This window comes from Acidicapsa dinghuensis, from assembly GCF_025685685.1.
Taxonomy (GTDB): Bacteria; Acidobacteriota; Terriglobia; order Terriglobales; family Acidobacteriaceae; genus Acidicapsa; species Acidicapsa dinghuensis.
Map to the genome: position 1 here is coordinate 89,721 of NZ_JAGSYH010000001.1, position 16,244 is coordinate 105,964.

Sequence of the window (16,244 nt, forward strand, 5' to 3'; positions counted from 1 at the left end):
CACCATTAAGTCAGGCGTAACTGCGCCGACATATGAGGTTCTGTTATCTATTTTTATTTTTCCGTTTTTTTCTTGCGAACCAGCAGAATTCCGTAGTACGGTTTGTGACTGCCACATCGCACACTTTAAACGCTGACCTCAAAAAATCCGCAGCCGATCAATTCGGAATCCTGAGTTTGGGAGGAATGATCTATGTCTCAGCCCTATGTCGGTGAGATACGGATGTTTGGTGGTAACTTCGCGCCAGCAGGCTGGATGTTTTGCCAGGGGCAGTTGCTCCCCATCTCCGAATACGAAGTCCTGTTCAACCTCATCGGCACCACCTATGGCGGCGATGGCCAATCCACGTTCGCTCTTCCGGACCTGAGAGGCAGGATCCCTGTGCATATGGGGTCTGGGTTCGTCCTCAGCCAGAGCGGCGGTTCGGAAAACGTTACTCTGACGTCGACCACGGTACCGGCGCACACCCATACGGTCCTGGCCACGACGAATCCGAATACTGCTTCTCTCCCAGGCGGCAATTACCTGGCTGCGGGCCCCGACGTCTACGATCAGAACAAACCCGGAACAGCAACGATGGCCGCGGCGATTTCGTCCGTTGGGGGTAGCCAGCCGCACAGCAATTTCCAACCCTACCTGTGCGTCAGTTTTATTCTCTCTCTCTTCGGAGTATTCCCCAGTCAGAGTTAGCCGAGAGTTAAAGGAGAACCGCGGATGAGTACGCCATTCCTATCTGAGATCAAGATTTTCAGCTTTGGTTTCGCGCCCAAGGGTTGGGCGCTTTGCAACGGGCAACTGCTGCCCATCAACCAGAACCAGGCCATCTTCTCTCTGCTCGGGACTACTTACGGCGGCGATGGCCGAGTTAATTTCGGGTTGCCGAATCTGCAGGGCCGTATCCCCACACACATGGGCAACGGACAAACTCTTGGAGAACGCGGTGGCGAGCCGAATCACACGCTGTCGATCGCCGAGATCCCCAACCACACTCACACCTGGGCTGCGACCAATAGCGCCGCTAACGCACCCGGTCCGACCTCCAATCTGTTGGGGGCGGCCCCGGAATATAACGGCTCCGCCAGCAATCTTGTGGCTATGTACCCCGGCACGTTAGCGACTGTTGGGGGAAGTCAGCCGCATGAGAATATGCAGCCTTACCTCACGTTGAATTTCTGCATCGCGTTGCAGGGAATATTCCCCAGTCAGAACTAGCCGTCAGGAGAACGCAACATGGCAGATCCGTTTGTAGCCGAGATAAGGATTTTCCCGTTCAACTTTGCGCCCAAAGGGTGGGCGTTTTGCAACGGCCAGCTTCTATTGATTGCCCAGAACACGGCAGTCTTCTCCCTGCTTGGAACCACATACGGCGGAGACGGGAAAAGTAATTTTGCGCTGCCCAATCTGCAGGGAAACGCTCCCATGTTTCCTGGCCAAGGTCCCGGCCTTAGCCTGCATGATCTTGGCGAAACAGGCGGCTCGAATACTGTCAGCCTGCTCACCTCCGAGATCCCGATTCACACTCATACCATCAATTGCGTCGACGGCTCCAGAGTTGGAGGGCAGACCGGCCAACCAGGCAACTCAATTCTTGTAAAGACTGGGGGTGCACCGGCAAATGCTTACGCCAACAACGCCGTGCCGAATCAGTCTATGGCCGCGAATATGGTGTCGCCAGTGGGCGGTAGTCAACCGCATAACAACATGATGCCGTATCTTACGCTCAATTTCTGCATCGCCTTGCAAGGAGTTTTCCCGCCGCGCAGTTAGCAGACTTTCTCAGCCAGAAACCGGTTCGAAGGCCGGTCTGCAGTTTACTTGAGCTATGTCGACTCTTGCTGTTCGCCCTGCGCTGCCGCAGGATGAGATATTTCTGTACGACCTCTACTCGGCTATCCGCGGTCCAGAGTTCGCGATCGCGCCGATCTCGGCGACGCAAAAAGAACACCTCATCCGGATGCAGTTTCAAGCTCAGATGTCGGCGTATGCGCAGATGTACCCGAACTCTTGTTACCACTTGGTGCTGCTCGACGGCAAGCCGGCAGGCCGGTTGTGGTTCGCGCCAGGAGACGGCGAGTTTCATTTGGTGGATATCGCCGTCCATCCGAAGCTGCAAAGCAAAGGAATAGGAACCGTGCTGATCCAACGGCTGCAACAGGAAGCCACCAAAGCTAGGCTGCCCATTCGCTGTTCCGTGTTTCGGTTTAATCCTGGCTCTTTGCGCTTCCATCAACGCCAGGGATTCTCCATCGTACGGGAGGATCAGACGCACTATTACCTGGAGTGGCGTCCCGTGCCGTTGCTGTAGCAACGTAAAGAAGGTCTACGCATTGGTGGAATCGGTCGTGCCGCGTTCAACGTGAGGGCTAGGGCTCAACCTGAGACTGGATGGCCGCCTCTATTGCGGCGCCAATCAAGCTCCGTGTCCACGCCTCGCAAACCTCGACGAGGCGAGCTCGCAGTTCTTCGGCGTCGGCGTAGCGAAACACGCTCAGGTCCTTGCGCTCTTCCAATTCTCGGCGAAACGCCAAGATCTCCGCGTCGCTTTCGTGGAGTGCATCTTTCAAGCAGATCACGATATCGCGCATCGGCATGGCAGAATCATCCCGGCACTCGGCTGCCAGCATAAACAGTTTGCGAAAGAGATCGCGCGGTCCCCAGTCATCCTGAAAGATCTGAATAAAGTAAGAGCTCCAGCGGGCGTTGTCTGAAACAATGCTCCGATATGTTGCGATGTGCTCGTTATCCCGCAGACCGACCGAAACCAGCAATATCTTTGCCGGCATGGCCGTCGTTTCGTTGACCTCTGCGATGACGTCGTAACAGACCTGGCGATCCACATCGAGATCTCCGGGGGCGGAAATAAACACACGGTAGGTGTCGAATCCGTGAGGCATAGAGAGGGATCAGCATAATCGAAACAACCGGGTAACTACAATATGGCGTATTCAGCGAATTGCTGCTCTTGGCAATAGGTAAGATTCCTACTGGGTGAATCGCATAACAAATGCAACTTCGAGAAAGCTTGAGTTACGACGACGGCATTGCAGACTGAGTGGTCTCAATCTATACTTGCGGCACCGTCGATCAGGTGTTGGCTGGAAGCCGTGGAGTCTGCACGTTCGGCGGTCCCTCTCAAGGGCGTTCGTCTATGACCGGTTGCAGTGGAAGACTTCGACCTCTGCGGGAGCCCCAATATCACGGTATCCAACTGCCTCGGCAGAGATTAGGAGTTAAGCTGTCCGAGACCTGGGTTTCAGTGCTTATGCCGGGTTCGTTTCACTTCCGGCGCGGCAATCCAGATCATTCCCTCGCCGAACAGTACCGACACGGATTCATCAAGCAATTCCGAAGACGTCAGGACACCGTCACTAGGTGCAATGACGCCGAGAGCATGATTCATGTAGTTGTGAGGAAAGGAGGTCAATTCGGATATGGAAGATAAACCGGAAGAGATGCCGACTCAGGAAGGACAGGATGTTGCACCCACATCTTCGCCCGGGGATGAGATAACGACGGAGACTTCAACTCGGCGCGAACTCATCGAACGCTACGGCAAATATGCCCTTGTAGCAACTCCATTACTGTTGTTTGCTTCGAAGGCACACGCGATCCACAGCAAACCGTAGGCCGAACAGGCCGCCATAGTGCAGTCCCCGTCGACGCGAGCGACCCCTCCCCTGGGCTGCACGATCGAACCATCGCAACTTAGCGATCTGGCGCAACTCGTCCATTCACTTATTAAGGAATAATCGACATGTCAGCGTCGAGAACCTTTGGAATTGCAATGCGTGCGAATACAACGGTCGCACCTAGACGATGCAGTCATGAGCCGGTTGACGAAGCCGCTTTGCTCATTACGTGTTTGCGCGGGCTGCCATGCATCGTTCCAGAAGATACGAACTGGGAGCTCCTACTCGATCTGGCAAGAGAGAATGGCGTACTTCTCCTCCTCCAGCAAGCGCTGCTTGCGCTAGGCGCCGATGTGCCTGGTTTCTTCCGCGACGCCGCTGCGGAGTGCCGGGCCGCTGCCGAACGGCTTGCAGGTGAACTGGAGTGCTTGCTGCGCGGCTTTCAGGGACTTCATGTTGAAGCACTAGCGTTCAAGGGGCCGACGTTGGCGCTAGCGCTTTACGGGGATGTCACGCTACGTTCATCCAACGACCTCGACCTGCTTGTGCGCCATGACGATTTTCTGCGCTGTGAAGTGTGGCTGATAAACCAGGGCTTCATCGCTTTGGGTCCGGCAAGCGAACATGACCGCAGATTTGTTCGCGACGGGCTTCTTGTCGAATTGCATTTTGAGCTTGCCGCATACAGGGATTTCCCATTGGATGTTGACGGTATCTGGCGACGTTCTCGTCCCGCCGATTTTTGTGGCCAGTTTGTTCGGGCGATGTCCGATATCGATCTGGTTCTGTATCTCTGTGCCCACGGCTTGAAGCATGGCTTTTCAAGGCTGATCTGGATCCTCGATGTTGCGCGGTCACTCCATGGGTGGCATCGCAACGCTTATGAAGAGATGATGCGGCAGGCGCGAAGACAGGGTCTGGAGCCGCACCTGCTCATCGGTTGCGAGGTTGTCCGCTCAATGTTTCCACAACAATTGCCGGAAGCGTTGGATGCGGTGATCATCATGTCGCCCAAAGCAGCCAAGCGTGCGCGCCACGCTGCAGCGAGGCTCTTCTCGGAGAACCTGGAAGTTGTGATTAATGATTTCCGTAGCTTCTATCTGCAGGCGGAGCCGGGCGCCCTAAAGCGATGGCGCTATCGATTTGGTTACCTCGGGCCCACCTACACTGATTATCTATGGGCGCGGAGCCACCGGATCTACCCAGGGCTTATGGTCATTCTCAGGCCCTTTCGGCTGCTGCACAAATATGGTTTGGGGAGGGTATGGCGAGTTTTATTTCCGGAGCAATAGCGCGTTGAATCTCATCGGCTTGCTTGCGAGTTGGGCTGCAGTCAGTGAAGCAGTTTTCTCTCGGAGGTTGCATCTGCTATGCATGTTGTAGAGGAATGTTCGATTGCAGTCTACGACGTTGAGGGCGTTGCGTGCGCCTGCCCGCGTCAATGGCTCTACCTGCTCGGGGAGGGCGGCGTGGTTTACTCCGAGCTGCAGAACCGTTTTGCCGGTCTTAATCCTGCGGGAGTTTCTGCGTATCGCGCTTTTGAAGCAGGCGCCTCATTGGAAGATTTGCGCACGATACCTGATGCGGATCACTTCACCTCCACTTCAGGCGAGGAACTTCAAACTGTCTATAAGCTGTCTCAAGGCACCTTCCCCGACGAGGATGCATCACCGGAATGGCCGACCCTGAATCTTTCTTCATGCGGAGATCCAGCGAACGTCACCATCGAAATCGATGGCAATCCTATATCTCTTCGTTACCCACCGGGACGGCTTGCGCGCTTGTGCCTGGATTACTTCCGGGGCTGCCCGATCACCAACAGGCAGCCACGCTGCTACCTTTCTGCACAGCAGACGGGAAACGGCTGGGCGATCTACGTCAACGACTGTGAGTTCCTGGTCTTGCAAAGGAAACAACAGCTTGGACTGGGCCTGATGCACGCAGCGCGATCCTTCCTAAATGTCCAGGGCGATTACGATGTCGCCTTCCACGCCGCGATGGCGGCGCAAGAGGACCGCGGCATCCTGCTTTGCGCCGCGCGCGAGTGCGGCAAGAGCACCCTCGCCGCGCATCTTGTGGCTCAAGGATTCGACCTCTTGACCGACGAGCCAGCTCTCTTGGATCTCGATACGTGGTCGGTCAAGTCTCTCAGCGTACCTATCAGCCTGAAGCAGGGAAGTTGGCCCGTCCTGCAGCGGCAGTGGCCGGATCTCGCCAGCGCGCCAGTTCATATCCGCTCAGACGGCACAAAGATCCGACTGGCGCATCCGTCGAAAGAGCGTTGCTCATCCAGGGCTCGCCGCTTGACACAGATTGTATTTCCCCACTACTGTCCGGGCTCTAAGGCGCGAGTTGAATCCATGTCGCCGTTCCAGACGCTTCGTTGTCTCATCGACGGAGGAATGTTGCTTCATAGGCGTGTAGCGCGAGACGGCTTCGAGAAGTTTCTGAGATTGATTAGCCTGACTCCAGCATATGAAATTCACTATCCTTCGCTGCAGGAAGCCGACAGGATGCTTCGTGAGGCGATATAAGAGACTGTATAAGTTGCGTCTTGATAAGCATCCCAGCAACAAAATATCTAGTTGTCCCTGGCCCGAATGTCGTCTGGTTTCAAAAAGAACCATGGCACTTGATTCGATGTGCCGCCGAAAGGCTTGATTGCGGTCGAAGTCCAATTCGGCATCTGTGTACACGTCGCCACGGGCATACGTCGATGGGCTAGAGCGATCAGGGCGGCAGGTCGATCATCTGAACAACCTTGCTTGTACAGATGATCGTGCGAATTCGCCGCTTGCAAGAACATCTTTGCCTGCAGCTTCGGCAGCCAGAAGCAATTCTTCGTCTGAGATCATAGTTGTAGTCTGGCGCTCAAATCACAATAATTTGGAGCGCACTTCATCACGCAGTGCTGAGTCATCGTTTCCGGATGCTAATCAGGACTGTCAACTTCTAAAGCACAGTCTTTCAATTTGCTTGATTGTTGGGAAATGAGTGGGAGCCGCATAATGTGGCCCCCAACAGGCTAGCTTCTAATGAACTCTAAGATGTCGGCATTGATGTCATCGGCGTGTGTGGTCATCAAGCCATGCGGATAGCCCGGATAAACCTTGAGTGTTCCATGCTTGAGCAGCTTAGCCTGTAGCAATGCAGCCTCTTTGTAGGGGACGACCTGGTCATCGTCCCCCTGGAGCACGAGTGTAGGGACTGTGATGTTCTTTAGATCATCTGTCTGATCGGTCTCAGAAAATGCCTTGATGCCTTCATAATGAGCGAGCGCGCTACCCATCATTCCTTGTCGCCACCAGTTCTCGATGATGCCTTGTGAGGATTTCGCACCGGACCGGTTGAACCCATAGAAAGGTCCGGTGGGCACATCAAGGAAAAACTGCGCCCTATTTGCGGTCAACGCTTTGCGAAAACCATCAAACACCTCAATCGGCGTGCCGCCGGGGTTCTTATCCGTCTTCACCATCAGCGGTGGAACCGACGCGAGTAGCACAGCCTTGGCTACACGGCCCTGTGGCTCCCCATACTTGGCAACATACCGCGCAACCTCGCCGCCGCCGGTCGAGTGCCCAACGTGGATAGCATTCTTCAGGTCCAAGTGTTCGGCAACCGCTGATGCGTCAGCAGCATAATGGTCCATATCATGGCCGGTGCTTATTTGTGAAGAACGCCCGTGCCCGCGTCTGTCGTGCGCGACGACACGATAACCTTGGGCCACGAAGAATAACATCTGCGCATCCCAATCATCTGAGGACAGCGGCCAGCCATGATGAAAGGCGATGGGCTGAGCATCTTTTGGGCCCCAGTCCTTGTAGAAAATTTCTGCTCCGTCTTTGGTTGTAACAAATCCCATATCATCCTCTCCTGTGTTTGATTGCGTCGTTGTCGATGCGCGCTTCTTGGTTAACGGCTTGAACATCCACGGAAGCATAGATCGCGGTAACAGAACCGAATTATCGAATTAGAATTACGAGCTTGCCGGGATTGCCGGAGATCGAGCCACTATAAGCCTGGTCTGCTTCTTCCATTGGCAACTCAGCTTTGACAAAAGCTATCAACTGCCCAGAATCGAAAAGCTTACCCAGTGAAGCAAGCTGATCTCCATTTTGTTCAACGATAAAGAAAGCGTTCTTTACCCGCGGATCAGTGCTCGATTCCGCATCAGCAGCAATCGTAATTAACCTGCCGCTTGATTGGAGAATATCCAAAGATCTGTTTAATGTTTCTCCTCCTACGGTATCGAAGATCACGTCGACCATGCCCACCTCTTCAAAACGGCGTTCACGATAATCGATGACTTCATTCGCTCCAAGCTTTTTTACAAAATCTATGTTGGCTTTGGACGCCGTGGCAATCACATACGCGTCTTGCAGTTTTGCTAGTTGAACAGCGAAGAGTCCTACTGCACCAGCGCCGCCATGGATGAGGACTCGTTCGTCTTTTCGTAATTTTGCGTGATCGTGTAGTCCCTGCCAGGCCGTGAGGGAACCAATAGGAACTGAGGCCGCTTCAATGAAGGAGAGAGAGGATGGCTTCAGTGAGATATTCGATGGTTTCGTGATGCAGAACTCAGCAATCGCTCCCTCCGCGAACCAATCGTTCAAGCCAAAAACAACATCGCCCAGACGGTAGCGGTTCACTCCCGCACCTAATCCGGCAACAACGCCTGAGAATTCGTGTCCTGGGATCGCTTTGGATCGTACCGAGCCGTCTGCATAATGTGTGGTGGGATACCAAAGTTTCTCTGTAAGAGTCACTCCAGCGGCGTAGATCTGAATTAGGATTTCGCCTGCTTGTGGCTGCGGAACCAGACGTGTTGACAGCCGTAGAGTCAATTTGTCAGTAAACTCCATTGCTTTCATCTCTGCCATTGCTTCACCCCTGTGAACCCAACTCCATAAAGTCTAACCTGCATGTCTCGGACAGAGATTGCTTCGACGTCGAGTGCATATCTGGTTGAACCTTCTATCGTCACCATTGCGCCTCCGGGGTCGGAACCTAGCCGCGGGTAGGGGATTGCAACGACATAAATACATTCTTTTCGAACATTGAGCCTATCGCCGATAGAGGGTGTTGAGTGCTTTTCGAAGATGCTTATCCGCATTGATTCAACGCAGCAAGTGGTGAACGCATCGGTTAACGAATGGCCATGTCCGAAATTGCTGTATTCATGTCATGGTGATTCGCTCAAGGCCAAGCTACCGTAATTTCTGTGAGAAGACTCACAGGAGAAATGCAATGACTACTTCAAATTCTGGACTTGCTTCGGTGAAGTCAATCACCGGTCTCACTATCCCTGATACAAAACTGGTGCGAGAGATTATGGAGTTTATTCGGGACACAGAGACAGAGCTACTCTTCAACCACTCCAGCCGTGTCTACTACTTTGGGGCGATCGCCGGTAAACAGCGCGGGCTGAACTTTGACCCTGAACTGCTCTACGCAGGCGCGATGTTCCACGATATCGGTCTGATGGCGAGCCATAGTAGTCCTGCAGACCGCTTCGAGGTGGATGGAGCAAATGCGGCTCGCGACTTCCTTAGGTCTCGCGGCATTCCACAGCAAGATATTGATACGGTTTGGACTGCGATTGCTTTGCATACAACTCCAGGCGTCCCCGAGTACATGCATCCAGTTGTCGCACTTGTAACAGCGGGCGTAGAGATGGATGTGCTTGGATTGACCTACTCTCAGTATTCCGACCAGGTGCGTAACGCTGTCGTCTCTGAGTACCCTCGCACTCCAAACTTTAAGGAAGACATTATTCAAGCGTTCTACAACGGCATCCATAAGAAACCCGACACCACCTTCGGCAATGTAAAAGCGGATGTACTCGCAGACAAAGATCCGAAGTTTGTGCGCGGCAACTTCTGCAGTGTCATTCGCGGCTCCGGCTGGATCAGCTAAGCCCCGTCAGTATTCAAGCTTTAATCAAAGGCCTCATTCGAAAAAGTGAGGCCTGCTCACGCAGTCAATTCTTGAAATCAATTTGTCAGCTTCCTCGATTAAAAGATCGAGGAGGAAAATGAGGCATAATGCGATCCGATCTGGTCATGTGCGCATCGAAGTGCATTCCAAACCGATATTTGCTGACACACGCAACCGCCAAAGCGACTCGGGCTTTCCATCGAACGAATACACGAATCGCGGAAACCACGAACGATGTTTAGAGCAATTTGGTATCAAGAATATGGCAAACATTCTGTCAACGCAGTCTGAAGTGATGCTGACGCTTGCATAGAATGAAGGCATGAGAAGAATTGTGATCACAGGTCCTCCACCAGTCCAAGTCTTGGATGTGACCGGTCCACTGGAAGTCTTCTCGAATGTTCCGGATTATCAAATAGAGATTGTCGCCACTGATGGCTCGGCCCAACTCCAGACCAATCGAGGCATCAATCTGGGGGGCGCAGTACCTCGCGATTGTATCTCCGGTTCCATCGACACGCTTGTCGTTGCCGGTGGCCCAGGCGCAGAGAGTGGCCAGTACGATGAGGCATATCTTCGCTGGATTTCAGAGATGGCAGGCAGATCTCGACGTATAGCATCGATCTGCACAGGTGCGTTCATTCTTGCGGCTGCAGGTCTCCTCGATGGGAAGCGGGTTGTGACACATTGGAATTTCTGCGATCGGCTCGCGCGAGAGTTCCCTAAAGTGAACGTTCTGCCGAATCCCATTTTTCTTCGCGATGGCACAATCTACACCTCAGCAGGCATTACAGCTGGAATCGATCTTTCACTCGCGTTAGTGGAGGAAGATCACGGACACCAGGCTGCTCTTGCGGTGGCGCGGCAGTTGGTCATGTTCCTTGTGCGTCCTGGTGGTCAGGCTCAGTATAGTCACATGCTCTCTCGGCAGGCGACAATGCACGAACCTCTGCGAGAACTGCAAGTCTACATGCTTGAGAACCTGCGTGCAGACCTATCTGTTGAAGCTCTGGCCGACAAGATGGGGATGAGTCCACGACACTTCGCACGCGTTTGCCTGCGCGAGACGAAGATGAACCCAGGGCAGTTTGTTGATCGTCTGCGTGTGGAAGCTGCGCAGCAGATGATTGATAGATCTTCTATGGGGTTGAAGGAGATTGCTGACGCATGTGGTTTCGGATCTGCAGATTCGATGCGTCGCACATTCCAGCGCGTGATGGGGATTACCGCGGGCGAGTATACGCAACGATTTAAGCGCGCATACTCCTGACTCTGTCCTAATGTCCGAAAAGGGCTCCGCAACGGTATCGGACTTCGCATCCGCACTGCTTAAAACAAGCATTGCGATGTTTTCATCGTAAGGAGTCTATCGACCCTGAAATTCTGCTGCTCTACTCTTCGGACGGTTGCAATTCACCGGAGAGCGGCGCATCCTCGGCTTGCCTCCTGCCGTAGGCCCTATAACGAAAGACCTTCGTCTGGCGCAACGCATCCAGTGTCCAAGTAGTGCTCCAATGTACACCGAATTCGAGAAGCAACATGGCGCCAGCGAGCACGAGCAAAGCGAAACAAAATAAACCCGTACCGAAGCTACCGGTAAGATCTTTCAGAGCGCCGATCGCAGAGGGAAGGAAGAATCCGCCCAATCCTCCAGCCGCCCCAATGATTCCGGTCATGATCTCAATATGAGCAGAGTACCGTTGCGGAGCGATTTGGAAAACAGCACCATTGCCCATTCCGAGCATGCCCATCGCCAGGAAAAGCATCGGTACAACAAGAGAAACGGGAGGAAGACTGCTGATGACTGTGAGAGCGATAGAGACGCCCGCAAGCAATAAAAGTAAAAGACGATAGCCTCCAATTCTGTCGGCAATCCAACCGCCAACCGGGCGGAGGAAGCTTCCTGCGACGATAACAAGCGTGGCAAAATCGCCCGACTGTACTTTGCTTAAGTGATACTGATCGTGAAAGAACATCGTGAGAAAACTCGACAACCCGACAAAGCCGCCAAAGGTAAGGCTATAGAGAAAGCAGAGCCGCCAGGTGTCAACCGTGATGAGCAGTTGAGCATATTGCGGCCATTGTTTTGGAGCGGATCGGTTTGGACTATCTTTTGCAAATAGAAAGAAAAACGCGAGCACGCAACAGACAGGAATCAACGCGAGCGCGAAGACAGAGTGCCAACCATAATGCTGAGCCAGACGCGGACCGAAGAATGTGGCGATTAGCGAACCGGCGTTGCCTGCTCCTGCAATACCCATCGCCAAGCCCTGATGTTCGGCAGAGTACCAGCGTCCAGCCAGCGGCAGAGCCACGGCGAAACTAGCGCCGGCAATGCCAAGCAGAAATCCGATGAGATAGAACTGCCATAATTGCGAAGCAAAGTGCCACCCAACGATTAGTGGAATCAGCGAAAATAAAAGGCCGGTTAAGCCGGCGCGGCGTCCTCCGATGCGGTCGGCCACGACTCCAAGAATAGGACGAAAAAATGAACCGCCCAATAATGGAATAGCGGTCAATAGTCCTTTCTGCGTTGCTGAAAGGTGCATCTGTTCCGCAATAAAAGGAGTCAAAGGTCCGAAGAGAACCCACACCATAAAGCTGACGTCGAAATAGAGAAAGGCAGAGACGAGCGTGGGAAGATGGCCGCTCGCAAGAAACGATTTCTTGTTCATTTGAGATGAACTCCTATATCGATGGCGATCAACAGAATCATTGAATAATTTGGTGCAACAAGTGCGTTTGCCGGGCTGGTCTTTAAACGAAAGTTGCGTGACCTGGTATGTTCACGATCTGAGCTATGCGGGATTGCCTGAAGAACGTTCTACGCGGACAGCGCATTGCTTATAGTTAGGTTCGCGCGAGATGGGGTCGAATGCGCTTTGAGTGATTTGATTCGCATTCGTTTCAGCAAAGTGGAATGGCAGAAAGACCTGCCCTGGAGCAACAATCTCGGTGATACGCAACTCGATTTTGCTTACGCGCCCGCGCGCAGAAATCACCTCGACCCGATCATGCGCCTGAAGATTAAGTTGCTGTGCGTCCTTTGGATTCATTTCGAGCCACGCGCGCGGTGACATACGCTGCAGAATGGATATGGCTCCTGTCTTGGTGCGTGTATGCCAGTGCTCCACAGTGCGGCCGGTGTTGAGGATCAACGGAAATTCAGAATTTGGCTGTTCCGGAAATGGTTCCCATCTAGTCGACAAGAGGCGCGCCCGCCCATCATCGGTTTCGAATTGCCCATTGCTGTAGAGCCGGCGCGAAGCGGTCGCCCTCGATTTCTCTCCGATAGGATATGGCCACTGAACACCGCACGATTGATCGAGTAGCTCGTAGGTCATGCCAGAGTAGTCGCAGAGGCGACCTGCGGACACGCGACGCCACTCATCGAAGGCATCGCGCGGCTCACGCCAGTCGGGAAACAGTTCTTCCCGACAACCCAGATGTTCAGCGACGGCGAGGAAGATATCGAAGTCTGAGCGCGCTTCCGCAGGCGGCGCAACAGCAGCATTCACCTTGCTTACACGGCGCTCAGAATTGGTGTAGGTGCCTTCTTTTTCGCCCCAGATTGCTGCGGGAAGGACGAGGTCGGCCAGTTCCGTCGTAGGAGTGGGATGAAATCCGTCCTGCACAACAAGAAAATCCAGATTCCCGAGCGCGTGTTTCAGCACGTCGATGTTCGGGAATGAAACCAGCGGGTTGGTTCCGAGAATCCAAAGCGCGCGAATCTTGCCGGCTACGGCACCCTCGATGATATCGGGGTAGGCGAGACCACGCTGCGTTGGAATGCGCTCCGCTGATATGTTCCACAAGCGGGCAATCTCCCGGCGATCCATTTCGCTTTCAAACTTGCGATATCCAGGAATGCCCGAGGTGAACCCGGTCTCGCGCGTGCCCATTGCGTTGCACTGACCGGTGATGGAGAAAGGAGAAGCTCCTTTGCGTCCGATGTTCCCAGTGATTAGCGCGAGGTTGTTGATAGCGTTTACGGTTTCGGTGCCTTTGGTACTGTGGTTCACCCCCATCGTCCAGCCGATGAACGCGGCCTTTGCGTTGGCATAAAGGAGCGCGGTCTTGCGAATTAGCTCCGGTTCGAGGCCTGTGATCTGCGCAGCGTAGTCGAGTGTGTATGGAGTCAGAGACTCCCGTAAATCTTCCAATCCCGACGTATGTGATGCGACAAAGCTCTTGTCATAGAGATCTTCGTCGATGACGATGCGCAGCAGGCCATTGATGAGCGCCAGATCGGAGCGCGGTTTCACGGGCAGATAGATGTCCGCCATCATTGCAGTTTTGGTTACGCGCGGGTCGACGACAATTAGTGTCTTGGATTGGTTTGCCTCTAGCCGCGTGCAAAGGATGGGATGGTTCTCTGCGACGTTGGCTCCGATGAGCAAGATTACGTCTGCATGTTCCAGATCTTCGTAAGCGCCGGGTGGCCCATCGCTGCCGAAGGATCGCTTATATCCAGCCACGGCTGTGGACATGCAGAGCGTGGTGTTGCCGTCGTAATTCCGTGTACCGAAACCAAGCTGCACCAGTTTGCCCAGCGCATAGAACTCCTCGGTTACAAGCTGACCAGTGCTGATGATGCCCAGTGACTCCGGTCCGTATTTGCACTGTACCGCGCGGAACTGCTCGACCATTGTCCCAATTGCATCATCCCAATTCACGCGCTCAAGCTGGCCATTCTTGCGCAGAAGCGGAAACCTGGCGCGCCCCTCCGCTTCAATCGTGTAGTGTTCCGCCAGTCCTTTGGGACAGAGCTTGCCGGCATTCACCGGATGGGCACGATTACCGCGCACGCTCACAACATGGCCATCCTTGACGCCCAACTGCATTCCGCAACCGACAGAGCAATAGCCGCACGTGCTATTGACCCAGCGATCAGCCTGCTTGCGCGAAGACGTAAAGCCCAGCACGGGGTCTTCACTATAGCTGTACTTTGAGGAGCGGATATCGAGGCCGGCTTTACGCGCGAACCAGCGCATCAGGCTCATGCCGCCTCCTGCGCCAAGTACTCGCTGGCCATGTTCGTGGGAACCACCGTTACGAAAAAAAGATAACGGCCAATGAATTCACTACTGACCATCAATAATGCGATCGTGATCCGAATCCAGGTAGTAGCCGCGAGCGGCAGGAGCGCAGTGCCTGTACACGCCAACGCGATGCGAATCAGCAAATGATTCGAAAAGACTCCGGTAAGCAGCTGCCATGAACCGTGCAATTCGTGCACCTTGGACCGGCCCAGGCGTGCCAGTTTGAGTCCGATGGTCATAAGTGCAAGGATGAAGCCCCAAAAGACCGCGTATCGTGCGTCTTCTGCACCACGAGTGAGAATGTCGGCTCCGCAAGCTCCTAACAACACAGTTGTGCTTCCGAACTCAGCAACAGTGAGTGGTGACTTCCATGCAGGGCGTCCCGGCACTAGATAGAGTCTCGCGCTCACCGCGACTCCGCACATTCCAAGGACAGCCGTCAACGCACCCAGCCAGCTTGTGCCGCGAACGCCAAACCAGAGAGTTGCCGAATAAGCTGTTGCCGCAAGGGCGAACAGTGTGAAGAGGAGCACCTCGCGGCTGAGCCACGACCGGCGCCACATCTTCAAGGCACGCATCGCGTGGATAGGTCTGCCGAGATGCAAAGTGGATGCCGTAAGGGCGAGCATCGCCATCAGAAGAGCGACCAGCGCCGCGGTACGATGCGATTGGGCCGCAAAAACCTGCAAGCAACAGATGGCAGTGAATGCGCCGACGGAGAGTTGGGTAAGTACTGTCATCACAATCAACGGCCAGTGCGCATGCTCCGGGTGAAGCTGATTCAGATCAACTTTGCTCACATCGGCTGGCAGCTTTGCCGGGAGAGTAATGCGCGTCGTCGAGATGCTGTCATCGGCTGAAGGCATGCCTGGAGAGTTGGCTGGCCCCCGGTAATGTTCTCGCCATTCGGCGACCTTTACTATTTCGATACGAATAGCATCTTCAGGGCATGCGGCGGCACACGCAGGCTCTTGACCTCGTGTAAGCCTTCCATAACACATGTCGCATTTGCCCACCACGCCGCGCTCGGCGTTGTACTGCGGTACACCATAGGAGCAGTTCCACGTGCAGTATTGACAGCCGATGCAGGCATCCGCACTGTGGCGCACAATTCCAGTCAGGCCGTCCTTGGTGTACGCTTCCACTGGGCATCCAGTCATGCAAGTGGGTTCAAGGCAGTGATTGCAGCCCATCGACAGGTAGTGGCGACGCGTCTGTGGGTATACGCCGCCTTCGATTTCACCGACACGCCGCCAGAGAATATCTGCAGGGTTGCCGTTTTGTTCATTGCAGGCTACGACACAGCACTTGCAACCGATACATTTCGTCATGTCGAAATGAAAGCGATATTGTTCGCCATGCCCAGGAGTGCGGGGCATGCGATTTTCCGCACCTACTCCACAGGAAGAGGGTGCTGATATTTCAGCCTGATCCGTCGGCACAAGGGAGCTCGCGTTAGTCAGGCGAAGAAAATTTCCGTCTTCGTAAATTTGTGTAAGCAGAGGAAGTTCCAAGCTGGCTCCTGTTAATTGCGAAGAGATGTTGAGGCACAGTTTCCCGCAGGCGTCTACACAGTGAGTGTGGCGCTGTAGTGTCAGAAGAATGTGCGTGCGATCATCGGCCGCTCGGGCCGGGC

15 protein-coding genes are annotated in these 16,244 nt (G+C 54.1%); 9 read left to right on the forward strand and 6 right to left on the reverse strand.

The features are described from left to right. Positions 1-192 precede the first annotated feature (192 nt). The 4 genes from OHL22_RS00320 to OHL22_RS00335 are packed head-to-tail and all read left to right on the forward strand — an operon-like array spanning position 193 to position 2,305. Positions 193-690 carry a phage tail protein gene (locus tag OHL22_RS00320; protein WP_263332029.1) on the forward strand — a complete coding sequence of 166 codons (498 nt, stop codon included), beginning with the start codon at positions 193-195 and terminating at the stop codon, positions 688-690. A 24-nt stretch (positions 691-714) separates the two neighbouring features. Continuing rightward, positions 715-1,212 (forward strand): phage tail protein, encoded by a 498-nt coding sequence (locus OHL22_RS00325; protein WP_263332031.1) that lies wholly within the window; start codon positions 715-717, stop codon positions 1,210-1,212. A gap of 18 nt (positions 1,213-1,230) precedes the next feature. After that, positions 1,231-1,767 (forward strand): phage tail protein, encoded by a 537-nt coding sequence (locus tag OHL22_RS00330; RefSeq protein WP_263332033.1) that lies wholly within the window; start codon positions 1,231-1,233, stop codon positions 1,765-1,767. Between the two features lie 55 nt (positions 1,768-1,822). Then, positions 1,823-2,305 (forward strand): GNAT family N-acetyltransferase, encoded by a 483-nt coding sequence (locus OHL22_RS00335; RefSeq protein ID WP_263332035.1) that lies wholly within the window; start codon positions 1,823-1,825, stop codon positions 2,303-2,305. A 58-nt stretch (positions 2,306-2,363) separates the two neighbouring features. On the opposite strand, the gene OHL22_RS00340 is transcribed toward OHL22_RS00335, so the two are convergent. Beyond that, a complete protein-coding gene (locus tag OHL22_RS00340) occupies positions 2,364-2,894 on the reverse strand; it encodes a hypothetical protein (protein WP_263332038.1) in 531 nt (176 codons plus the stop codon). A 537-nt stretch (positions 2,895-3,431) separates the two neighbouring features. Between OHL22_RS00340 and OHL22_RS00345 the strand changes: the two genes are divergently transcribed. The 3 genes from OHL22_RS00345 to OHL22_RS00355 all read left to right on the forward strand — a co-directional run bounded on the left by OHL22_RS00345 (position 3,432) and on the right by OHL22_RS00355 (position 6,163). Beyond that, positions 3,432-3,626, forward strand: a complete 195-nt coding sequence (locus OHL22_RS00345) for a hypothetical protein (RefSeq protein WP_263332039.1) — start codon at positions 3,432-3,434, stop codon at positions 3,624-3,626. Between the two features lie 158 nt (positions 3,627-3,784). After that, positions 3,785-4,921: a nucleotidyltransferase domain-containing protein gene (locus OHL22_RS00350; RefSeq protein ID WP_263333279.1), complete on the forward strand. Its 1,137-nt coding sequence runs from the start codon at positions 3,785-3,787 to the stop codon at positions 4,919-4,921. A gap of 78 nt (positions 4,922-4,999) precedes the next feature. Beyond that, complete coding sequence (locus OHL22_RS00355) at positions 5,000-6,163, forward strand: hypothetical protein (protein ID WP_263332041.1); 1,164 nt, start codon at positions 5,000-5,002, stop codon at positions 6,161-6,163. A gap of 491 nt (positions 6,164-6,654) precedes the next feature. On the opposite strand, the gene OHL22_RS00360 is transcribed toward OHL22_RS00355, so the two are convergent. After that, complete coding sequence (locus OHL22_RS00360) at positions 6,655-7,491, reverse strand: alpha/beta fold hydrolase (protein WP_263332043.1); 837 nt, start codon at positions 7,489-7,491, stop codon at positions 6,655-6,657. 100 nt (positions 7,492-7,591) lie between these two features. Next, positions 7,592-8,509, reverse strand: coding sequence for an NADP-dependent oxidoreductase (locus OHL22_RS00365; protein WP_263332045.1), 918 nt, complete (start codon positions 8,507-8,509; stop codon positions 7,592-7,594). A gap of 367 nt (positions 8,510-8,876) precedes the next feature. On the opposite strand from OHL22_RS00365, the gene OHL22_RS00370 reads away from it, so the two are divergent. Continuing rightward, on the forward strand, positions 8,877-9,545 hold the full coding sequence (locus OHL22_RS00370) for an HD domain-containing protein (protein WP_263332047.1): 669 nt from the start codon (positions 8,877-8,879) through the stop codon (positions 9,543-9,545). Positions 9,546-9,888: 343 nt separating this feature from the next. Continuing rightward, complete coding sequence (locus tag OHL22_RS00375) at positions 9,889-10,836, forward strand: GlxA family transcriptional regulator (RefSeq protein WP_263332049.1); 948 nt, start codon at positions 9,889-9,891, stop codon at positions 10,834-10,836. Between the two features lie 121 nt (positions 10,837-10,957). On the opposite strand, the gene OHL22_RS00380 is transcribed toward OHL22_RS00375, so the two are convergent. The 3 genes from OHL22_RS00380 to OHL22_RS00390 all read right to left on the reverse strand — a co-directional run bounded on the left by OHL22_RS00380 (position 10,958) and on the right by OHL22_RS00390 (position 15,987). Beyond that, positions 10,958-12,241 carry a nitrate/nitrite transporter gene (locus OHL22_RS00380; RefSeq protein WP_263332052.1) on the reverse strand — a complete coding sequence of 428 codons (1,284 nt, stop codon included), beginning with the start codon at positions 12,239-12,241 and terminating at the stop codon, positions 10,958-10,960. Between the two features lie 123 nt (positions 12,242-12,364). After that, on the reverse strand, positions 12,365-14,569 hold the full coding sequence (locus tag OHL22_RS00385; RefSeq protein WP_263332054.1) for a molybdopterin oxidoreductase family protein: 2,205 nt from the start codon (positions 14,567-14,569) through the stop codon (positions 12,365-12,367). Next, the gene (locus tag OHL22_RS00390; protein ID WP_263332056.1) at positions 14,566-15,987 is read right to left on the reverse strand and encodes a DmsC/YnfH family molybdoenzyme membrane anchor subunit; all 1,422 of its coding nucleotides are present in this window, start codon (positions 15,985-15,987) and stop codon (positions 14,566-14,568) included. Before OHL22_RS00390 ends, OHL22_RS00385 begins: the two co-directional genes overlap by 4 nt. Between the last annotated feature and the right edge of the window lie 257 nt (positions 15,988-16,244).